The organism is Pseudomonas sp. ZL2 (assembly GCF_054788455.1).
On sequence record NZ_JBGOGX010000057.1, the window covers coordinates 48,822 to 66,135 of the forward strand.

At 63.1% G+C, this 17,314-nt stretch carries 14 protein-coding genes; 8 read left to right on the forward strand and 6 right to left on the reverse strand.

Translation table 11 applies throughout. From position 1 onward, the window contains the following. Positions 1 to 131 precede the first annotated feature (131 nt). The 6 genes from ABM562_RS26060 to ahpF all read left to right on the forward strand — a co-directional run bounded on the left by ABM562_RS26060 (position 132) and on the right by ahpF (position 6,647). On the forward strand, positions 132 to 782 hold the full coding sequence (locus ABM562_RS26060; RefSeq protein ID WP_115086986.1) for a c-type cytochrome: 651 nt from the start codon (positions 132 to 134) through the stop codon (positions 780 to 782). Then, a complete protein-coding gene (locus ABM562_RS26065) occupies positions 779 to 1,684 on the forward strand; it encodes a c-type cytochrome (RefSeq protein ID WP_115086985.1) in 906 nt (301 codons plus the stop codon). The genes ABM562_RS26060 and ABM562_RS26065 overlap by 4 nt, the downstream gene beginning before the upstream one ends. Before the next feature lie 191 nt (positions 1,685 to 1,875). After that, positions 1,876 to 2,715: a UTP--glucose-1-phosphate uridylyltransferase GalU gene (galU, locus tag ABM562_RS26070; protein ID WP_107023102.1), complete on the forward strand. Its 840-nt coding sequence runs from the start codon at positions 1,876 to 1,878 to the stop codon at positions 2,713 to 2,715. Positions 2,716 to 2,804: 89 nt separating this feature from the next. Beyond that, positions 2,805 to 4,160, forward strand: a complete 1,356-nt coding sequence (gene gorA, locus ABM562_RS26075; protein WP_460423833.1) for a glutathione-disulfide reductase — start codon at positions 2,805 to 2,807, stop codon at positions 4,158 to 4,160. Between the two features lie 239 nt (positions 4,161 to 4,399). Continuing rightward, positions 4,400 to 4,963: an alkyl hydroperoxide reductase subunit C gene (gene ahpC / locus ABM562_RS26080; protein ID WP_010223911.1), complete on the forward strand. Its 564-nt coding sequence runs from the start codon at positions 4,400 to 4,402 to the stop codon at positions 4,961 to 4,963. 121 nt (positions 4,964 to 5,084) lie between these two features. Then, positions 5,085 to 6,647, forward strand: a complete 1,563-nt coding sequence (gene ahpF, locus ABM562_RS26085; RefSeq protein ID WP_460423835.1) for an alkyl hydroperoxide reductase subunit F — start codon at positions 5,085 to 5,087, stop codon at positions 6,645 to 6,647. Between the two features lie 102 nt (positions 6,648 to 6,749). Here ahpF and ABM562_RS26090 read toward each other — a convergent pair whose 3' ends face one another. From ABM562_RS26090 to ABM562_RS26105, 4 genes are read right to left on the reverse strand one after another with little or no spacing between them, the layout of a single operon-like run. Further along, on the reverse strand, positions 6,750 to 7,898 hold the full coding sequence (locus tag ABM562_RS26090; RefSeq protein WP_460423837.1) for an ABC transporter ATP-binding protein: 1,149 nt from the start codon (positions 7,896 to 7,898) through the stop codon (positions 6,750 to 6,752). A gap of 19 nt (positions 7,899 to 7,917) precedes the next feature. Continuing rightward, positions 7,918 to 8,727: an ABC transporter permease gene (locus ABM562_RS26095; protein ID WP_115086981.1), complete on the reverse strand. Its 810-nt coding sequence runs from the start codon at positions 8,725 to 8,727 to the stop codon at positions 7,918 to 7,920. A gap of 6 nt (positions 8,728 to 8,733) precedes the next feature. Next, entirely contained in the window at positions 8,734 to 9,654 is a 921-nt protein-coding gene (locus tag ABM562_RS26100; RefSeq protein WP_115086980.1) for an ABC transporter permease, read from the reverse strand. Beyond that, the gene (locus ABM562_RS26105; RefSeq protein ID WP_258577951.1) at positions 9,651 to 10,676 is read right to left on the reverse strand and encodes an ABC transporter substrate-binding protein; all 1,026 of its coding nucleotides are present in this window, start codon (positions 10,674 to 10,676) and stop codon (positions 9,651 to 9,653) included. The genes ABM562_RS26100 and ABM562_RS26105 overlap by 4 nt, the downstream gene beginning before the upstream one ends. 238 nt (positions 10,677 to 10,914) lie before the next feature. Between ABM562_RS26105 and ABM562_RS26110 the strand changes: the two genes are divergently transcribed. Beyond that, positions 10,915 to 11,103, forward strand: a complete 189-nt coding sequence (locus ABM562_RS26110; protein WP_134062803.1) for a hypothetical protein — start codon at positions 10,915 to 10,917, stop codon at positions 11,101 to 11,103. Positions 11,104 to 11,148: 45 nt separating this feature from the next. Here ABM562_RS26110 and ribBA read toward each other — a convergent pair whose 3' ends face one another. Continuing rightward, complete coding sequence (ribBA, locus tag ABM562_RS26115; RefSeq protein ID WP_460423840.1) at positions 11,149 to 12,264, reverse strand: bifunctional 3,4-dihydroxy-2-butanone-4-phosphate synthase/GTP cyclohydrolase II; 1,116 nt, start codon at positions 12,262 to 12,264, stop codon at positions 11,149 to 11,151. Between the two features lie 74 nt (positions 12,265 to 12,338). Here ribBA and ABM562_RS26120 point away from each other — a divergent pair, with 74 nt between their 5' ends. Next, the gene (locus ABM562_RS26120; protein WP_115086976.1) at positions 12,339 to 12,626 is read left to right on the forward strand and encodes a DUF1330 domain-containing protein; all 288 of its coding nucleotides are present in this window, start codon (positions 12,339 to 12,341) and stop codon (positions 12,624 to 12,626) included. Positions 12,627 to 12,695: 69 nt separating this feature from the next. Here the strand turns inward: ABM562_RS26120 and ABM562_RS26125 are convergent, their stop codons facing one another. Beyond that, positions 12,696 to 17,270, reverse strand: coding sequence for an NEL-type E3 ubiquitin ligase domain-containing protein (locus tag ABM562_RS26125; RefSeq protein ID WP_460423842.1), 4,575 nt, complete (start codon positions 17,268 to 17,270; stop codon positions 12,696 to 12,698). Positions 17,271 to 17,314: the final 44 nt, after the last annotated feature.

The following is a 17,314-nucleotide window of genomic DNA, read 5'->3' on the forward strand; positions in this document are numbered from 1 at the left end:
TTCTTCAGCAACTAACCGATTCAGCTGGCATCTCGCCATCTTTCTGCGTTGTAGCTCACGGCGTATAGGCCTACTATCCATAGGCTTATATCTATTAAGCCTAAGCTTATAACAAGAAAATGGAGTCCGTGATGATCCCACTGGATCGAATCCTGATCAGCAGCCTGCTGCTGTTTTCACTGCCTGCCGTCCACGCCGCCGACGGCCAGAAAGTATTTGCCCAGGGTGGCCAGAACCCTGCCGCCATGGCCTGCCTGGGTTGCCATGGCCCGGATGCCAAGGGCATCGCCGCAGCCGGCTTTCCACGCTTGGCCGGCCTGCCGGCAGCCTACCTGAGCAAGCAGTTGCATGACTTTCAGTCCGGCAGCCGCAAGCATCCGATCATGGAGCCGCTGGCCAAGGCCTTGAGTGCTGAAGAAATCCAGGCGGTCACCGCCACCCTGGCCGCCATGCCCAGTGAACCGGCCAGCGCCAGCCATCGCCAGCAAATGGCCGCAGATCCGGTACAGAAGCTGGCGTTGTATGGCGACTGGAACCGCAAAATCCCCGGTTGCGTGCAGTGCCACGGCCCCGGTGGTGCAGGTGTCGGCGAACATTTCCCGCCATTGGCGCATCAACCTGCCAGCTATCTGGTTGCCCAGCTCAACGCCTGGCGCGACGGCAGCCGCAGCAACGACCCCAACCAGCTGATGGTCGGTGTGGCCAAGGCCATGACCGATGACGAGATTAAGGCCGTGGCCAATTACTTCGCCAACCCTGTCAGCCCGGAGGTCAAGCCATGAAGCCGATGATCCTCGCCGCCCTGGCCCTGAGCCTGGGCAACGTCCATGCTGCACCCATTGCCATGGAAGACCAGTCGCAGCTCAAGTCCGCGCCTGCTGCCGCGCCAGGCTTCACCCCGCCAGCGGAAAGCGAACTGCCCGACAATGCCTACGGCAAGATGGTCCGCGATGGCCATGCCTTGTTCGTCGACACGCGCAGGTTGATGCCCGAATACGTCGGTAACGGCCTTAACTGCAGCAACTGTCACCTCGACCAGGGTCGCCTGGGCAACTCGGCGCCGCTGTGGGGCGCGTATCCCATGTATCCGGCCTATCGCAAGAAAAACGACAAGGTCAACACCTTCGCCGAGCGTATCCAGGGCTGCTTTCAGTTCAGTATGAACGGCAAGCCACCGGCGGCTGACAGCCCGCAGATGACTGCCTTGTCGGTATATGCCTACTGGCTGGCAAGCAAGGCGCCGATTGGTGTCGAGAGCGCTGGCCGCGGCTACCCGGACGTACCGCAATCGGCCGAAGGCTATGACTTCAAACGGGGTGAGCAGGTGTACCAGGCCCAGTGCTCCATTTGCCACGGCGCCAATGGCGAAGGGCAGAAAGTGGCCAAGGACTACGTGATGCCGCCGTTGTGGGGCAAGGACTCCTACAACTGGGGCGCCGGCATGCACCGGATCAATACGGCCGCATCTTTCATCAAGCACAATATGCCCCTGGGCAAGCCCGGCAGCCTGAGCGACCAGCAGGCCTGGGACGTGGCCGCTTACATCAACCGCCACGAGCGGCCGCAGGATCCGCGTCTGGTAGACGGCTCGATCGAGAAAACCCGGCTGAAGTTCCACGCCAATGATGGCGTCAACCTCTATGGCCAGAAGGTAGACGGGGTACTGGTCGGGCAGGGCCTGTAAGGACCTCGATGCCCCCGGATTTACGTGCCGGTGGTCAGCCACCGGCGCAATATTTATGATCCGGGGGAACTATCCACCCCAGGATTTCTCTATGATGGCATTGGCCGCCCGGTGGTGGGGCATTGTAAGGTGACCGCCGCCTGATTAGACTGCGCCGAATTTCGTACGCAAAGCCCTTGTTAAGGACGTATATGATCAAGAAATGCTTGTTCCCGGCAGCCGGTTACGGCACTCGCTTCCTGCCTGCTACCAAAGCCATGCCCAAGGAAATGCTGCCGGTGGTGAACAAGCCACTGATCCAGTACGGCGTTGAAGAAGCGCTGGAAGCTGGATTGAACGAGATTTCCATCGTCACCGGTCGCGGCAAGCGCGCCCTGGAAGACCACTTCGACATCAGCTACGAGCTGGAAAATCAGATCAAGGGCACCGACAAGGAAAAATACCTGGTCGGCATCCGTCGTCTGCTCGACGAGTGCTCGTTCTCCTACACCCGTCAGACCGAAATGAAAGGCCTGGGCCACGCGATCCTTACCGGTCGCCCGCTGATCGGCGACGAGCCGTTCGCCGTGGTGCTGGCGGACGACCTGTGCGTCCACCTCGAAGGTGACGGCGTGCTCAAGCAGATGGTCAAGCTGTACAAACAGTACCGCTGCACCATTGTTGCCATCATGGAAGTCGACCCGCAGGAAACCAGCAAATACGGTGTGATCGCCGGTGACCTGATCGGCGACGACCTGTACCGTGTACGCAACATGGTCGAGAAGCCAAAGCCTGAAGATGCCCCGTCGAACCTGGCGATCATCGGCCGCTACATCATGACCCCGGACATTTTCAAACTGATCGAAGAAACCGAGCCGGGCAAGGGCGGTGAAATCCAGATCACCGACGCCCTGATGAAACAGGCCCAGGATGGCTGTGTCATTGCCTACAAGTTCAAAGGCAAGCGTTTCGACTGCGGTGGCGCCGAAGGTTACATCGAAGCGACCAACTTCTGCTTCGAGAACTTCTACAAGACCGGCAAAGCGTACTGAGCCTGGTAGCTAGCGGTTTGATAAAGCCACCTTCGGGTGGCTTTTTCTTGTAGCTTGTAGCTTGAGACTTGCAGCTTGAGAGCATCGAGATGACCTACGATTTTGATCTGTTCGTGATTGGTGCCGGGTCTGGCGGTGTGCGCGCTGCGCGCTTTGCCGCAGGCTTCGGTGCAAAAGTGGCGGTTGCCGAAAGCCGCTACCTGGGCGGTACCTGTGTCAACGTTGGCTGCGTGCCGAAAAAACTGCTGGTCTACGGCGCGCACTTTGCCGACGACTTCGAGCAGGCCGCAGGCTTTGGCTGGTCGCTGGAAGATGCCCAGTTCGACTGGGGCCAGCTGATCGCCAACAAGAACCGCGAGATCGAGCGGCTCAACGGTATCTACCGCAACCTGCTGGTCAACAGCGGTGTGACCCTGCTCGAAGGCCACGCCAAACTGACGGGGGCCCATGAGGTGGAAGTCGATGGCCAGCGCTACAGCGCCGAGCACATCCTCATTGCCACTGGCGGCTGGCCGCAGATCCCGGACATTCAGGGCAAGGAGCTGGCGATCAGCTCCAACGAGGCGTTCTACCTCAAGGATCTGCCCAAGCGCGTGCTGGTGGTCGGCGGCGGTTATATCGCCGTGGAGTTTGCCGGGATCTTCCAGGGCCTGGGCGCCAAGACCTCGCTGCTGTACCGCGGCGACCTGTTCCTGCGCGGCTTCGACGGCGGGGTGCGCGATCACCTCAAGGAGGAGCTGGAAAAACGCGGCATGGACCTGCAGTTCAACAGCGACATCCAGCGCATCGAGCGCCAGGATGACGGCAGCCTCAAGGCCACGCTCAAGGACGGTCGCGAGCTGGTTGCCGATTGCGTGTTCTACGCCACCGGCCGGCGGCCGATGCTCGACAACCTGGGCCTGGAAAACACTGGCGTCGAGCTCGACCCTCGTGGATTTATCCGTGTCGATGACCTGTACCAGACCACCGCGCCGTCGATCCTGGCCATTGGCGACGTGATCGGACGCGTGCAGCTGACCCCGGTGGCCCTGGCCGAAGGCATGGCAGTGGCCCGGCGCCTGTTCAAGCCTGAGCAGTACCGCCCGGTGGATTACCTGAACATCCCCACGGCGGTGTTCAGCCAGCCACCGATCGGCACCGTTGGCCTGACCGAAGAGCAGGCGCTGGAGCAGGGGCACAAGGTGCAGATCTTCGAAAGTCGCTTCCGGCCGATGAAGCTGACCCTCACCGATGTACAGGAAAAGACCCTGATGAAGCTGGTGGTCGATGCCGACACCGACCGCGTGCTGGGTTGCCATATGGTCGGTCCGGACGCCGGCGAGATCATCCAGGGCCTGGGCATCGCCCTCAAGGCCGGGGCGACCAAGCAGCAGTTCGACGAGACCATTGGCGTGCACCCGACGGCGGCGGAAGAGTTCGTCACCCTGCGTACGCCTTCGCGTTAAGCGGCGTAAGTTATCGCCGGCAAGGCCGGCTCCCACAGGTACAGGTACAACTGGCTTTGTGGGAGCTGGCTTGCCAGCGATAGGCCGCACAGCAGCCTCAGTATCATTCCCTTCTATTAATATCCCCGCCTTATAGCCAAAACCAATCAACAACATGAGCTTTGCCAATGAGCATTAATCCAATGCATTGGCTACGATTCTCCCATCAGTTTTTTCAACCCCCTGAAGGAGCGTCACTCATGCCTATCATCAACAGCCAGGTCAAACCGTTCAAAGCTACCGCTTACCACCAGGGCAAGTTCGTCGAAGTCTCGGATGCCGATCTGAAAGGCAAATGGTCCGTGGTGTTCTTCTACCCGGCCGACTTCACCTTCGTCTGCCCGACCGAGCTGGGCGACCTGGCCGACAACTACGCGCAGTTCAAAGACCTGGGCGTGGAAATCTACGGCGTGTCCACCGACACCCACTTCACCCACAAAGCCTGGCACGACACTTCGGACACCATCGGCAAGATCCAGTACCCGCTGATCGGTGACCCGACCCACGTCATCTCGCGCAACTTCGACGTGCTGATCGAAGAAGCCGGTATCGCTGACCGTGGCACCTTCGTGATCAACCCTGAAGGCCAGATCAAGATCGTCGAACTCAACGACGGTGGTGTAGGCCGTGACGCCAGCGAGCTGCTGCGCAAGGTCAAGGCTGCCCAGTACGTTGCCGCCCACCCAGGCGAAGTCTGCCCGGCCAAGTGGAAAGAAGGCGAAGCGACCCTGGCGCCATCGCTGGACCTGGTCGGCAAGATCTAAGACCGTGAGCCAGCCGAGGGCGGTGGTCTACCGCACCTGACGTTGTCACCGCCCCGCAAAACGCCCGGGCGCTTTCGCCCGGGCGTTGTTATTTCTACCGTTTGAAAAAGGAATCGCCCGTATGTTGGACGCCACGCTTAAAACTCAGTTGAAAGCCTACCTGGAGCGGGTCACTCAGCCGATCGAGATCGTTGCTTCCCTCGATGACGGCGCGAAGTCCCGCGAATTGCGCGACCTGCTGGTGGAAATCGCCGGCCTGTCGAGCCTGATTACCCTGCGTGAAGATGGCCGCGACGCTCGTCGTCCGTCGTTCTCGCTCAATCGCCCCGGAGCTGACATTAGCCTGCGCTTTGCCGGCATCCCCATGGGCCACGAGTTCACCTCGCTGGTGCTCGCCCTGCTGCAGGTCGGCGGTCATCCGTCCAAGGCCAGCGCAGAGGTGATCGAGCAGATCAGCGCGCTCAAGGGTGAGTTCAACTTTGAAACCTACTTCTCGCTGTCGTGCCAGAACTGCCCGGACGTGGTCCAGGCGCTGAACCTGATGGCGGTGCTCAACCCCAATATTCGCCACGTCGCCATCGACGGTGCGCTGTTCCAGGCCGAAGTCGAGAGCCGCAAGGTCATGGCCGTGCCCAGCGTCTACCTCAACGGCGAAGTGTTCGGCCAGGGCCGCATGGGCCTGGAAGAAATCCTCGCCAAGCTCGATACCAGCGCCGGTGAGCGTCAGGCCGAGAAGATCAACGCCAAGGACGCCTTTGACGTTCTCGTGGTCGGTGGTGGCCCGGCGGGCGCCGCAGCGGCGATCTATGCCGCCCGTAAAGGCATCCGCACCGGTGTTGCCGCCGAGCGTTTTGGCGGTCAGGTGCTCGACACCATGGCGATCGAGAACTTCATCTCGGTGCAGGAAACCGAAGGGCCGAAGCTGGCCATGGCCCTTGAGGAGCACGTCAAGCAGTACGACGTCGACATCATGAACCTGCAGCGCGGTGAAGCCTTGATTCCAGCCACCGACGGCGGCCTGCACGAAGTGCGCCTGGCCAGCGGTGCCTCGCTCAAGGCCAAGACCGTGATCCTCGCCACCGGTGCGCGCTGGCGCGAAATGAACGTGCCGGGCGAGCAGCAATACCGTAGCCGCGGCGTTGCCTACTGCCCGCACTGCGATGGCCCGCTGTTCAAGGGCAAGCGCGTGGCGGTGATCGGTGGCGGTAACTCGGGGGTGGAAGCGGCCATCGACCTGGCCGGTATCGTCGCCCAGGTGACCCTGATTGAGTTCGACAGCCAGTTGCGTGCCGACGCGGTGCTGCAGCGCAAGCTGCACAGCCTGCCGAACGTGAAAGTGATCACCAGTGCGCTGACCACCGAAGTGCTCGGTGACGGCGAGAAGGTCAACGGCCTGCGCTACAAGGACCGCAACAGCGATGAGCTGCATAACCTCGCGCTGGAAGGGATCTTCGTGCAGATCGGCCTGCTGCCCAATACCGACTGGCTCAAAGGCACGGTCGAACTGACCCCGCGCGGCGAGATCATCGTCGATGCCCGCGGCCAGACCAACCTGCCGGGTGTGTTCGCTGCCGGTGACGTGACCACCGTGCCGTACAAGCAGATCGTGATTGCGCTGGGCGAGGGCGCCAAGGCTTCGTTGGCGGCGTTTGATCACCTGATCCGCACCTCGGCGCCAGCCTGACCGATTGTGGGGCCGCTTTGCGGCCCATCGCTGGCAAGGCCAGCTCCCACATGTCATGCGTGTACACATCCACTGTGGGAGCCGGCCTTGCCGGCGATGGCTTCAATGCGCTCCGGCAGCCTTGTTCAGGTCACTTTCCGCCCACTGGGTATACACGCAAGCATCCGCCACCGCCCAGCGTACCTTCACCGTATCGCCCGGCTGCATCGGCATCCCCGCCGCTGACAGCGCCTTGACCGTCATCGCCGTGCCGCCCGTGGTCACCACGCTGCAGGTCTGGCTCTCGCCCAGGAACAACACTTCCCCGACCCTGGCCGTCACCTCGTTCCAGCCCGCTGGCAATGCCTCGCGCGCCGCTTGCTCGACACTCAGGGCCAGGGCTTTTTCCGGGCGGACCATCAGCAGCACTTCCTGGCCCTCAGCCAGCCCCGGGGTAAGGCGCATCGCCACCGGCTGCCCCTCGAAACTCGCCGCGCCATTGCCATGGGCCTTGACCCGCAAGAAGTTGGAGTTGCCCAGAAACGAGGCGACAAAGGCATTCGGCGGGTTCTGGTAGAGGTCGTAGCCGGTGCCCAGGCCGACGATCTTGCCGTGGCTGAAAATGGCGATGCGCTGGGACAGGCGCATGGCTTCTTCCTGATCGTGGGTGACGTAGACGATGGTGATGCCCAGGCGCCGGTGCAACTGGCGCAGTTCATCCTGCAGGTCTTCGCGCAGCTTCTTGTCCAGCGCCCCCAGCGGTTCGTCCATCAGCAGGATGCGTGGCTCATAGACCAGCGCCCGGGCGATCGCCACCCGCTGTTGCTGGCCGCCGGACAGTTGCGCCGGGCGACGGTGGGCAAAGCTGTCCAGTTGCACCAGCTTGAGCATCGCATCGACCTGCTTGTCGCGTTCGGCGGCGCTGCGTTTGCGGATGGCCAGGGGGAAGGCGATGTTGTCGCGCACCGACAGGTGCGGGAACAGCGAGTAACGCTGGAACACCATGCCGATGTCGCGCTTGTGCGGCGGCACGTTGACCAGCGAGGCGCCATTGACCAGGATCTCGCCGCTGCTCGGCGTTTCGAAGCCGGCGAGCATCGACAGGGTGGTGCTCTTGCCCGAGCCGCTGGAGCCGAGGAAGGTGAGGAATTCACCGTCCTGGATGTCCAGGCTGATGTCGTCCACGGCGGCAAAGTCGCCGTAGTGCTTGTTCAGGTTGCGCAGGCTGACCAGGGTCTTGGCCTGTTGGCTGTCGTTGAGGACTGCACTCATCTTGTTATTCTCCAGGCGCTCAGGCGCTGACCGGGTTGCGCCGGCGCAGAGCGGCGGCAATCATCATCACCAGCACCGACAGGCCGATCAGCAGCGTCGAAGCGACGGCGATCACCGGGGTCAGGTCCTGGCGCAGGGTGGTCCACATTTTTACCGGCAGGGTCTGCAGGTTGGGGCTGGCCATCATCACGCTGAGCACCACCTCGTCCCACGACACCAGGAAGGCGAACAGCGCGCCGGCGATCATCCCCGGGCGAATCGCCGGGAAGGTCACCTTGACGATCGCCTGCAGGCGCGAGGCGCCGCAGATCACCGCGGCGTCTTCGATCGACTGGTCGAACAGCTTCAGCGAGTTGATGATCGAGATGATGGTAAAGGGCAGGGCGACGATCACGTGGCTGACCACGAAGGAAAACAGCGTGCCGGTGTAGCCGAGCTTGAGGAACAGGGCATACACCGCCACGGCGATGATCACCAGCGGCACGATCATCGGCAGGGTGAACAGGCCGTAGAGCATCTCCCGGCCAGGGAAACGCCCGCGCACCAGGGCGAAGGCGGTGGGCAGGCCGAGGGCCACGGCAAACACCGTGGTCAGCAGCGCGACCTTGAGGCTGGCCAGGGCCGCTTCCATCCACTCGGCGTTGGAGAAGAACTGCTCGTACCACTTGAGCGTCCAGCCCGGTGGCGGGAACACCAGCCATTGCGACGAGCCGAACGACAGCAGGACGATGAACACGATCGGCAGCAGCAAAAACAGCGCGATCACCCCGGTGGTGGTGTACAGGCCGAAGCGCAGGCGCCGGCTCATGGCATTGGGCGTCAGGAGCATCTTGGCTTACCTCGCGTTACTGTTGCCGACCGGGGATTCCGGTTGCAGCTTCAGGTAGAAGTAGAACAGCACCAGGGTGATGGCGATCAGCAAAGCGGCGGCGGCACTGGCCAGGCCCCAGTTGAGGAAGGACTGCACCTGCTGGACGATGAACTCGGGCAGCATCATGTTCTGCGCGCCACCGAGCAGCGCCGGGGTCACGTAGTAACCCAGGGACATGACGAACACCATCAAGGCCCCGGAGAACAACCCGGAACGGCACAGCGGCAGGAACACCTTGAAGAAGTTGTTCCAGGGGCTGGCGCCGCAGATGGAGCCGGCCTGCAGCACCATCGGGTCGATGGCCTGCATGGTCGCCTGCAGCGGCAGGACGATGAACGGGATCATGATGTAGCTCATGCCGATCACCACGCCGGTGAGGTTGTGCACCATTTCCAGCGGCGCATCGACGATGCCGAGGGCCATCAGCGCTTTGTTGATCACCCCCGAGGCCTGCAGCAGCACCAGCCAGGAGTAGGTACGGGCGAGCAGGCTGGTCCACATCGACAGCAGCACGATGTTCAGCAGCCAGCGGCCCCAGCCGCGTGGCACCAGGGTGATCGCCCAGGCCAGGGGAAAGCCCAGCAGCACGCTGATCAGGGTGACCAGACCGGCCACCGAGAAGGTGTTGAACAGTACCCGGGCGTAGGCCGAGTTGGCGAACAGTTGCTCGTAGTTGCCCAGGCCCGGGACGGGCTCGAGCACGCCGCGCAGCAGCAGGCCGATCAGCGGCGCGAAAAAGAACAGGCCGAGGAACAACAGGGCCGGCAGCAGGTTGCGGCTGCCGCGCCAGCGTTCACGCAGGGGTGGCGTGTGCTTCATCGCTGCTCCCTTGGCGCCGGCCGCAGCGCCGGACGGGGTTTGCAGGGCATTGATGGCGACTTTCATTTGACCAGCCACTCATTCCAGCGGGTGGCGATGGCCGGGCCGTTCTTGGCCCAGTAGGCGAAATCGAGGGTCACCTGATCCTGAGCGTAGGCGGTCGGCAGGTTGGGCGCGAGCTCGGGCTTGAGCAGGCTGATGCTGTCGAGGTTGACCGGGGCATAGGCGGTGAGGTTGGCAAAGTCGGCCTGGCCCTGAGCGCCGCTGGCATTGGCCAGGAACTTCATTGCCGCATCCTTGTTCTTTGCGCCCTTGGGGATGACCAGGAAGTCGGCCATGACCAGGTTCTGCTTCCAGCTCACGCCGACTGGCGCGCCATCCTGTTGCAGGGCGTAGACCCGGCCGTTCCAGAACTGGCCCAGGCTCGCCTCACCGGAGGCCAGCAACTGCTGCGACTGGGCGCCGCCGCCCCACCAGACGATGTCTTTCTTGATGGTGTCGAGCTTTTTGAAGGCGCGGTCCAGGTCCAGCGGGTAGAGCTTGTCGGCAGTGACGCCGTCGGCCAGCAGGGCCAGTTCGAGCACGCCGGGGCTCGGCCACTTGTACAGGGCGCGTTTGCCGGGGTAGGTCTTGGTGTCGAACAGTGCGGTCCAATCTTGTGGCTTGTTGGCGCCGAGCTTGCCTTCGTTGTAGCCGAGGACGAAGGAGAAGAAGAACGATCCTACACCGTGATCAGAGACGAAACGCGGGTCGAGGCGATCACGCTTGATGGTGGTGAAGTCCAGCGGTTCGAGCAGACCTTCACTTGCGGCACGCAGGGCGAAATCCGCTTCGACATCGACCACATCCCACTGCACGTTGCCGCTTTCGACCATGGCCTTGAGCTTGCCATAGTCGGTGGGGCCGTCCTGGACCACGCGGATCTTGCTGCTGGCACTGAAGGGCTCGGCCCACGCCTGCTTCTGCGCATCCTGGGTGGTACCGCCCCAGCTGACGAAGTTCAGGCTATCGGCGGCCAGGGCGGCCTGGCAGGTCAATGTCAGCAGGCTGGCAGCCAGCACTGCGCTTGCGCGTTTGGAGAACAGCATAGGTACGCCCTCGTTTCTTGTGTTTTGAGCGGGCTTTGTGTTGCCCGCCTTGTAGTGGGGAGCATCAATTGTTTTTCGGTCTACGGGATATCATATTATGGTATTCCAAACTTTTGACAAGAGGCTGCAGGCTACCGGCTATCACCCGGGTCACTTGTACGGGTAGGGAGGCCCGGGCCAGAGCCCTCGGAACTCACCGTCTATAGTGAAGTAATGTGTTTCAGCGAGAGCCATTGCCATGGAATTGATCAGTCGCGAACCCTGGTGGCGCAATCCGCCCAAGCCCGGTCAGCATGAACAGGACCTGGAATGGGGCTATCTGGAGATCTACAAGGATGGCCGCGCCGTGTTCGTGGCGCAGCGTCCGAGCGACAAGGAGCTGGCCGAGCGCAAGAGTTGCCGCAATTTCCCCGAGGCTGAGGACTAGCCCGGGGATCCACACTGTGGGAGCGGGCTTGCCCCGCGGTAGGCCCTACAAGGCAGCGCTGAACGGGATGCTCTGCACCACTTCCAGGTTATAGCCGGTAAGTCCTGCATACTTCAGCGGCGGGCCCAGGTGACGCAGTTGGCCCACGCCCAGGTCCTGGAGAATCTGCGCACCGGTACCCACCTCCGAATAGGTGCGCGATTGCCCGCGCTGGTAGGGGCGCGGTGGCTGGGTCAGGTGAGGGACACGTTCAAGCAGGGCTTGCGAGGACTCATGGTTGGCGAGGATCACCACCACCCCGCAGCCCTCGTCAGCCACCTTCTGCAGGGCCGCCCACAGGGTCCAGTTGGCGGGGCCGGTGTACTCGGCACCGACCAGGTCGCGCAGCGGGTCGATCATATGCACCCGCACAAGCGTTGGTTGTTCGCGGCGGATATCGCCCATCACCATGGCCATGTGCACACCGCCTTCGACGCAATCCTCATAGGTCACCAGACGAAAGACACCGTGCACGGTAGGCAGCTCGCGCTCACCGATGCGTTTGACCGTCTGCTCGGTACTCAGGCGGTAGTGAATCAGGTCGGCGATGGTGCCGATCTTGATCCCGTGGCGGGCGGCGAACACTTCCAGGTCCGGGCGCCGGGCCATGGTGCCGTCGTCATTGAGCACTTCGACGATGACCGAGGCGGGGCTGAAGCCGGCCAGGCGTGCCAGGTCGCAACCGGCTTCTGTGTGCCCGGCGCGAGTCAGCACGCCGCCTTCGCGGGCGCGCAGGGGGAAGATATGCCCGGGTTGCACCAGGTCTTCGGCGCGGGCACCGGGCGCTACGGCAGCCGCGACCGTGCAGGCGCGGTCGGCGGCGGAAATGCCGGTGGTCACCCCGCGCGCCGCCTCGATCGACACGGTAAAGGCGGTGCTGAAGGCGCTGCCATTGGCCGGCACCATCTGCTCAAGGCCCAGGCGCTGGCAGTGCTCGTCGGTCAGGGTCAGGCAGATCAGCCCCCGTGCTTCACGGGCCATGAAGCTGATGGCCTGGGCGTCGCAGCGTTCGGCGGCGATCAGCAGGTCGCCTTCGTTTTCGCGGTCTTCGTCGTCCACCAGCAGGACCATCTTGCCCTGGCGGTAGTCCTCGAGAATGTCTTCGATGCTGTTGAAGGGCATTGCGGCGTGCTCGCTGTCTGGGTTAGATTTTATGGTATACCATAATACAAATTAACCTGAGGCGGGAGCGTGCAATGAAGGCTTACTGGATTGCTCATGTCGATGTCAGCGACCCCGAGCAGTATCAGCAGTACACCCAGCGGGCACCGGCAGCCTTTGCCGCGTTTGGCGGCAAGCTGCTGGCCCGGGGTGGGCGCAGCGAGGCCGTGGAGGGCAGGGTGACGCCGCAGCGCAGTGTGGTGATCGAGTTCGAATCCTATGAGCGGGCGCTGGCGTGTTACCGGTCGGATGAGTATCAACAGGCGTGCGCGTTCAGGCAGGGAGTGGCGAGGGCCGAGGTGATTATTGTCGAGGGGGTGTGAAAATCACTCATCGCGGGGCAAGCCCGCTCCAACCATGGGAGCGGGCTTGCCCTGCGATGGGTTACTGGCTCAAGAACGCCAGGACGGCCCCGGACGCGGTTCGCCGCTTTGCTGCTGGTAAGCACTGAGCAACGGCGTGCTCAGCTCGATCATGGCTTGCTCGACCAAGGTGGCCAGTACCTCGTAGGCTCGGGTGTATTGGACTGAGTTCAGCCGTAGACCGACGGGAAGTGCCTCCGCTACTGGCACGCCGCGTACTTGGGCCAGCACCCGGCTCAGTTGCAGGTGCTCGAACTCGGGCAGTTCGCCAGGCAGTTCTGCTTCGCTGGCCAGGCTATCCAGGTAACCCCCCACCTGCGCGCGCCAGGTGTCGATCAACGACATCTGGCGCGCGTGGGCGAATCGCAGGTAGCGTTGCCAGAACGCCTGCCTGACCAGATAGAGCTCAAGCAGGTTCTGCTGCTCGGCGATCACGCTGCGGGCCGCCTGCTCAAGCATGTTCGGGGTTACCCAGCGGGTGTAGACACTGAAGGCCTGCTCGGTGGGCGGGTGCCTCAGGCCCAGGCGCTCGGCCAGGTGCCGGCGAAAGTACAGCTCAACCTCCACTGGGTCGCTGACATCAAAGCCCTGGCGACGCCAGGCGCCAGTACTTTCGGCCACATACTCCTGCAGCCGTGCCGAACGCCATTGGCTGATGGCAAAGCCGAGCATCTCATGGGGTGTGCTGTCTTCCGGGATGCCGGACATGATCCGTGCGGCTTCGGCCAGGTTCTGCATTTGCGAGAACATCAGTGCATCCCGGTCGACGCAGGTGATTTCGTCGACCACTTCAAACAGCGCGCGGCGTACCTCGTCGCTGAATGCCGCGCGAAGCACGGCCTGGATGTCAGCCAACCGCGTGCGATTGCGCCCGTGCATGCGCCACAGAACCGCGAAAAAATTCGCCGCCGCCGGGTCGGCGCGCAGGGTGTCTGCTTGCTGGCGGTCCTGCGGTGAAAGGCCGACGAGCAGCTGTGCAGCGAGGGCCGCGGGGGGCAGGGGGCCGCCACTCCCGGAGCCACTGCTCTCTGAACCGGCACTCGAGGCGCTGGAGTGATCCGCCAGCAAAAAATCCCCGCCGGCGGCCTCCAGTTCACTGCGAAAACGCACGCGATCCTCCTCGGGGATCGACTCTTCACGGATCTGCAGGGCGGCATTGCTCCCGGCACCCAGTGGCACGCTGTAGAAGAACAACCCGCGCAGATCCACTTCGGCCAGATGCCCAAGCCGCTCCAGGCCGACAGGCCAATGGGTAAGGCCGGTGTTGCGCAGGTTGAGATCCTCCAGGTCGCTCATCTGGCTGAAGTCAGGTGCGGCAACCAGTGTATTGCCAGACAGATCAAGCATGCGCAAGCGGGTCATCCGGGCCAGTGCCGCTACTTCGCTTGCCCCCAGGTGCAAGTGGCTTTCGCCCAGTCTGAGGGCAACAAGGCTGGGCGCACGGCTCAGCACCTCGAAGACCCCGTCGGCGAATGAGGTGTCGGTGCGCTCTATCGTCAGGGTACTCAAGACCGGGCTTGTGCTGACAGCGGCCATATCCTGCGCAGTCCAGTGGAAGCCATTGACGTTCATGTCATTGAGGTAAAGATTCTGCAGATGGCGCGCCCGGCTCAGCATGTGCAAGGTCCCGGGCAGCACTTGCGTGCGTGACAGATCCAGGTGCGTCAGGTGCGCCAGGTCGCCAAGGGATTGCGGCAGGTTGGCAAGCGTGGGGCTATTGAGGTCGATATGGCGCAGGTTGGGCAGGCGTTGCAGGAAGCCATCGCCGACTGTGGTGATGGGCACCTCGCTGATGGTCAGCGCTTCGACAGCCGGCAATGGCACCGGAACAGGTGGCAACTCGTCCAGATTCGCGTCAGTCAGATCGAGTTGGACCATGCGCAGGTTGAGTTGCGATTCCCAGGCAAACCTCACCCGGTCTGCCGCATTGGCACGGGCAGCCCGGGTCCGAATGTCCGCTCCGCCTGCGACCCAGGCCTGCAAGCTGCGCAGGGCGTGATGTTCGCGTTCCAGTTGCTGGACCCGCTCCAGAACCGGTTCATCACGCCTGAGCAGTTCCCGAATGAAGTCTTCGGCGAAGGGGGCGCTCAGCACGAACATGCCTTGGCCGCTGTGCAGCGCGCGCAGACGCACGGCGACAGGTTCCCGTTCGAACAGGCCGGGGCCGCCGCCTTGCGGGTCGCTGCGCTGGGCTGGATCCAGGGCTACGGGAGTGAGCCAGGGGCGATGCACCGGCATTCCCAACAGCAGCCGCGCGCGCACCGGGCGGGCCATGGCCAGCTCGCCAAGCTGCTGGTACAGCCGTTCAGGCTCGTTCAGGCCAAAGCCCAGGCCCTGGCTGAGTGATTCACCCAGGGCGTACAGCACGCTGCGGTAAAAGCCCAGCGCGGTGGAGTCCTGACTATGCAGGACCTGATGCGCACTGCTGGCGAACCAGCCTTCTTCCTCGTCCCGGTACACACTGGTGGAATCCACGTGTACCGGCCCCACCGAAGCCTGGACGGGCCCCAGGTACCTTTCGCGCAGGACCAGGCCGGTGCCCGGTGGCCAGCCCTGCAGATATTCGAGCAAGCCCACAGCCAGCCGGTAGGTGTCCCAGTTGGCGGTCGATGGGTTGATGAAGCCCTCCAGTGCCCGGGTCATGCGCAGATCTTCCTGCAACGGATCGAAGTCTTCGCTCAGGCTGCGCAGCAGACCCTGGCCGGGGGCGCGCAACGCATTGCGCACTTCTGCCCTGACGCGGTCGAGGGCAAAGCGGGTCAGGGTCAGAGGGATGTCCGGGTAGTGGCGTTGCAGTTCCACCACGGCGATGTCGACGTTGACCTGCGCCAGTTCGTAGCGGTGGTTGAAAATGGCCGCGTTCAGGCGGCTGACCCACTCCTGGTAGACGTCCTCGGGCGGCCTGTTGCAGGCCTGATCGGCCGAGCAGGTACCCGTCGGCGGGGCATCTCCCGGGCTGCGCCGCGGGCGGCTGTACGTCGGGCCGCGGTCCAGGCGAATGTCCACTAATTGCCGGAAGCTGTACAGCACGGGCACTTCTTCGTCGTCGGGCAGGGGTTTGCCTTCTTTGATCAGTTGCAGGGTTTCGGTCACCGAGGCGTGGATGCGCGCGCGCAGCAGGGTTTCGCGCAACATTGCCGGCGGCGCTTCGTCGAGGCTGTAGACCCGGCGCAGTTGGGCGTTGCTGACGCCACTGATGCAGGCGAAATCCAGCAGTTGATCATCGCTGAAGCCCTGCACCATCGGCCCCAGGCGCCGCAGCAGCGCCAGCCTGCTCCAATGCTGCGGCTGCTCCAGGCTATGGTGCCAGGCACCGTGCTGGTTGTGCTCGAGGATCGGCGCGTAGCGGTTTTCTTCGGTCCGGCTGGTGATACGCCATTTTTTCAGCGCGTTGTGCCACTCGACCAGGTAGAAGCGCCCGTTGATGCAGATCGCAGTGTCGCCGTTGATCTGGTAGAGGCCTTGCTCATCAGGCTCGCCGGCCTCGACATCGCCGCGCAGACGGTAGCGGCTCAGGTCCACAGGCCAGCGCTCGAGGCTGCCGTCGGGCAAGCGCACCCAGCGCAGGGGGGCGATGCTGTCGGAGGGGCTGCGTCCTTCCGCTTCTTCGCCTGCGCTGACGCCGACGCCCGCACCCAACATCAGGTGGCTCTGAATCAGCGTGGAAAAATTGCGCATCTCGCCGCTGCTACCCAGGCCATCCGGCAAGGTGGCCCGCACCAGGGTCCAGGCATCGTCGGTGATACGTTCGACCATCTTGTCGAACGCCCAGCCGCGCAACCCGGATGCCACTGCTGCGGTGGCCAGCGCCGGGCCGGTGGCGGCATCGCTGGTGGCGTGCAAGCCGGCCCAGAAGGCTGAATGATGACGCACGGGGATGAAACGTTCGAAGAATGCCTGGAACTCGGCGCTCTCCAGTTCCCGCTGCAGGCTGGCGAGGAAGTGGCGGCGGTTGGGGTATTCCTTCAGCGGGTGTTGCGGGTGGCCCGGCACGAAGGCAACGCAGTGGCTATCGTCGCTGCTGTCGTGGCAGATCAGCAGGATCTGCGGCACGGCGATGCTACCCAGCACATTCAGGTGCAGCAGCGGATGACGAGTGCTCAAGAGCGCCTGGGAGGGTGTTTCCCCTTGCTTGTCTTGCGCCAGATTGGCCAGAACCTGGTTGAGGCAACTCGAACCGCTCGCCTGTACATGGCCCTGGATCTGCGCAATCAGCGCTTCTTCACGCAGGCTCGCCTCGAAGGCATCCATTTTGGCCTCGCGCAGCGATGCCAGGCGAAAATACGGCTTCAGGTAGTCGGTGTAAGTCACAAGGTCGGCGTTGCTGTGCCTGGCCAGGTCGGCGGGGGTGATGTCCTTGCTGTCCTTGATGCCGAAGTCATCGAATTGCCTGGCGTAGTCGTACACGGTGGAAAGCCTGGCAAAGTGCTCCATGGCCGCCTTGCGGGCCTGGCGACCGTGCTGCTGCAGTTTGGCGAGCAAACGCTTCTGGGGCGGGGTTGCCGCCAGCAACCATTGTGGTTGCTCGGCGGTTTCAAGCGGGGAGAGCAGGGTGCGAAAATGGCGCACGGTACTTTCAGCGGAGGAAGTTTGGGAGGAGGACATGATCACAAGCATCTCGTGGTGAGTGAGGTGGCATGGAATCATCG

Coding starts and splice junctions, on each gene's coding strand:
- ABM562_RS26120 (WP_115086976.1), top strand. CDS start 12,339: ATGAAGGCTTACTGGATTGCTCATGTCGATGTCAGCGACCCCGAGCAG.
- ABM562_RS26105 (WP_258577951.1), bottom strand. CDS start 10,676: ATGCTGTTCTCCAAACGCGCAAGCGCAGTGCTGGCTGCCAGCCTGCTG.
- ABM562_RS26100 (WP_115086980.1), bottom strand. CDS start 9,654: ATGAAAGTCGCCATCAATGCCCTGCAAACCCCGTCCGGCGCTGCGGCC.
- ABM562_RS26110 (WP_134062803.1), top strand. CDS start 10,915: ATGGAATTGATCAGTCGCGAACCCTGGTGGCGCAATCCGCCCAAGCCC.
- gorA (WP_460423833.1), top strand. CDS start 2,805: ATGACCTACGATTTTGATCTGTTCGTGATTGGTGCCGGGTCTGGCGGT.
- ahpF (WP_460423835.1), top strand. CDS start 5,085: ATGTTGGACGCCACGCTTAAAACTCAGTTGAAAGCCTACCTGGAGCGG.
- ABM562_RS26095 (WP_115086981.1), bottom strand. CDS start 8,727: ATGCTCCTGACGCCCAATGCCATGAGCCGGCGCCTGCGCTTCGGCCTG.
- ABM562_RS26060 (WP_115086986.1), top strand. CDS start 132: ATGATCCCACTGGATCGAATCCTGATCAGCAGCCTGCTGCTGTTTTCA.
- ABM562_RS26090 (WP_460423837.1), bottom strand. CDS start 7,898: ATGAGTGCAGTCCTCAACGACAGCCAACAGGCCAAGACCCTGGTCAGC.
- ABM562_RS26125 (WP_460423842.1), bottom strand. CDS start 17,270: ATGTCCTCCTCCCAAACTTCCTCCGCTGAAAGTACCGTGCGCCATTTT.
- ahpC (WP_010223911.1), top strand. CDS start 4,400: ATGCCTATCATCAACAGCCAGGTCAAACCGTTCAAAGCTACCGCTTAC.
- ribBA (WP_460423840.1), bottom strand. CDS start 12,264: ATGCCCTTCAACAGCATCGAAGACATTCTCGAGGACTACCGCCAGGGC.
- galU (WP_107023102.1), top strand. CDS start 1,876: ATGATCAAGAAATGCTTGTTCCCGGCAGCCGGTTACGGCACTCGCTTC.
- ABM562_RS26065 (WP_115086985.1), top strand. CDS start 779: ATGAAGCCGATGATCCTCGCCGCCCTGGCCCTGAGCCTGGGCAACGTC.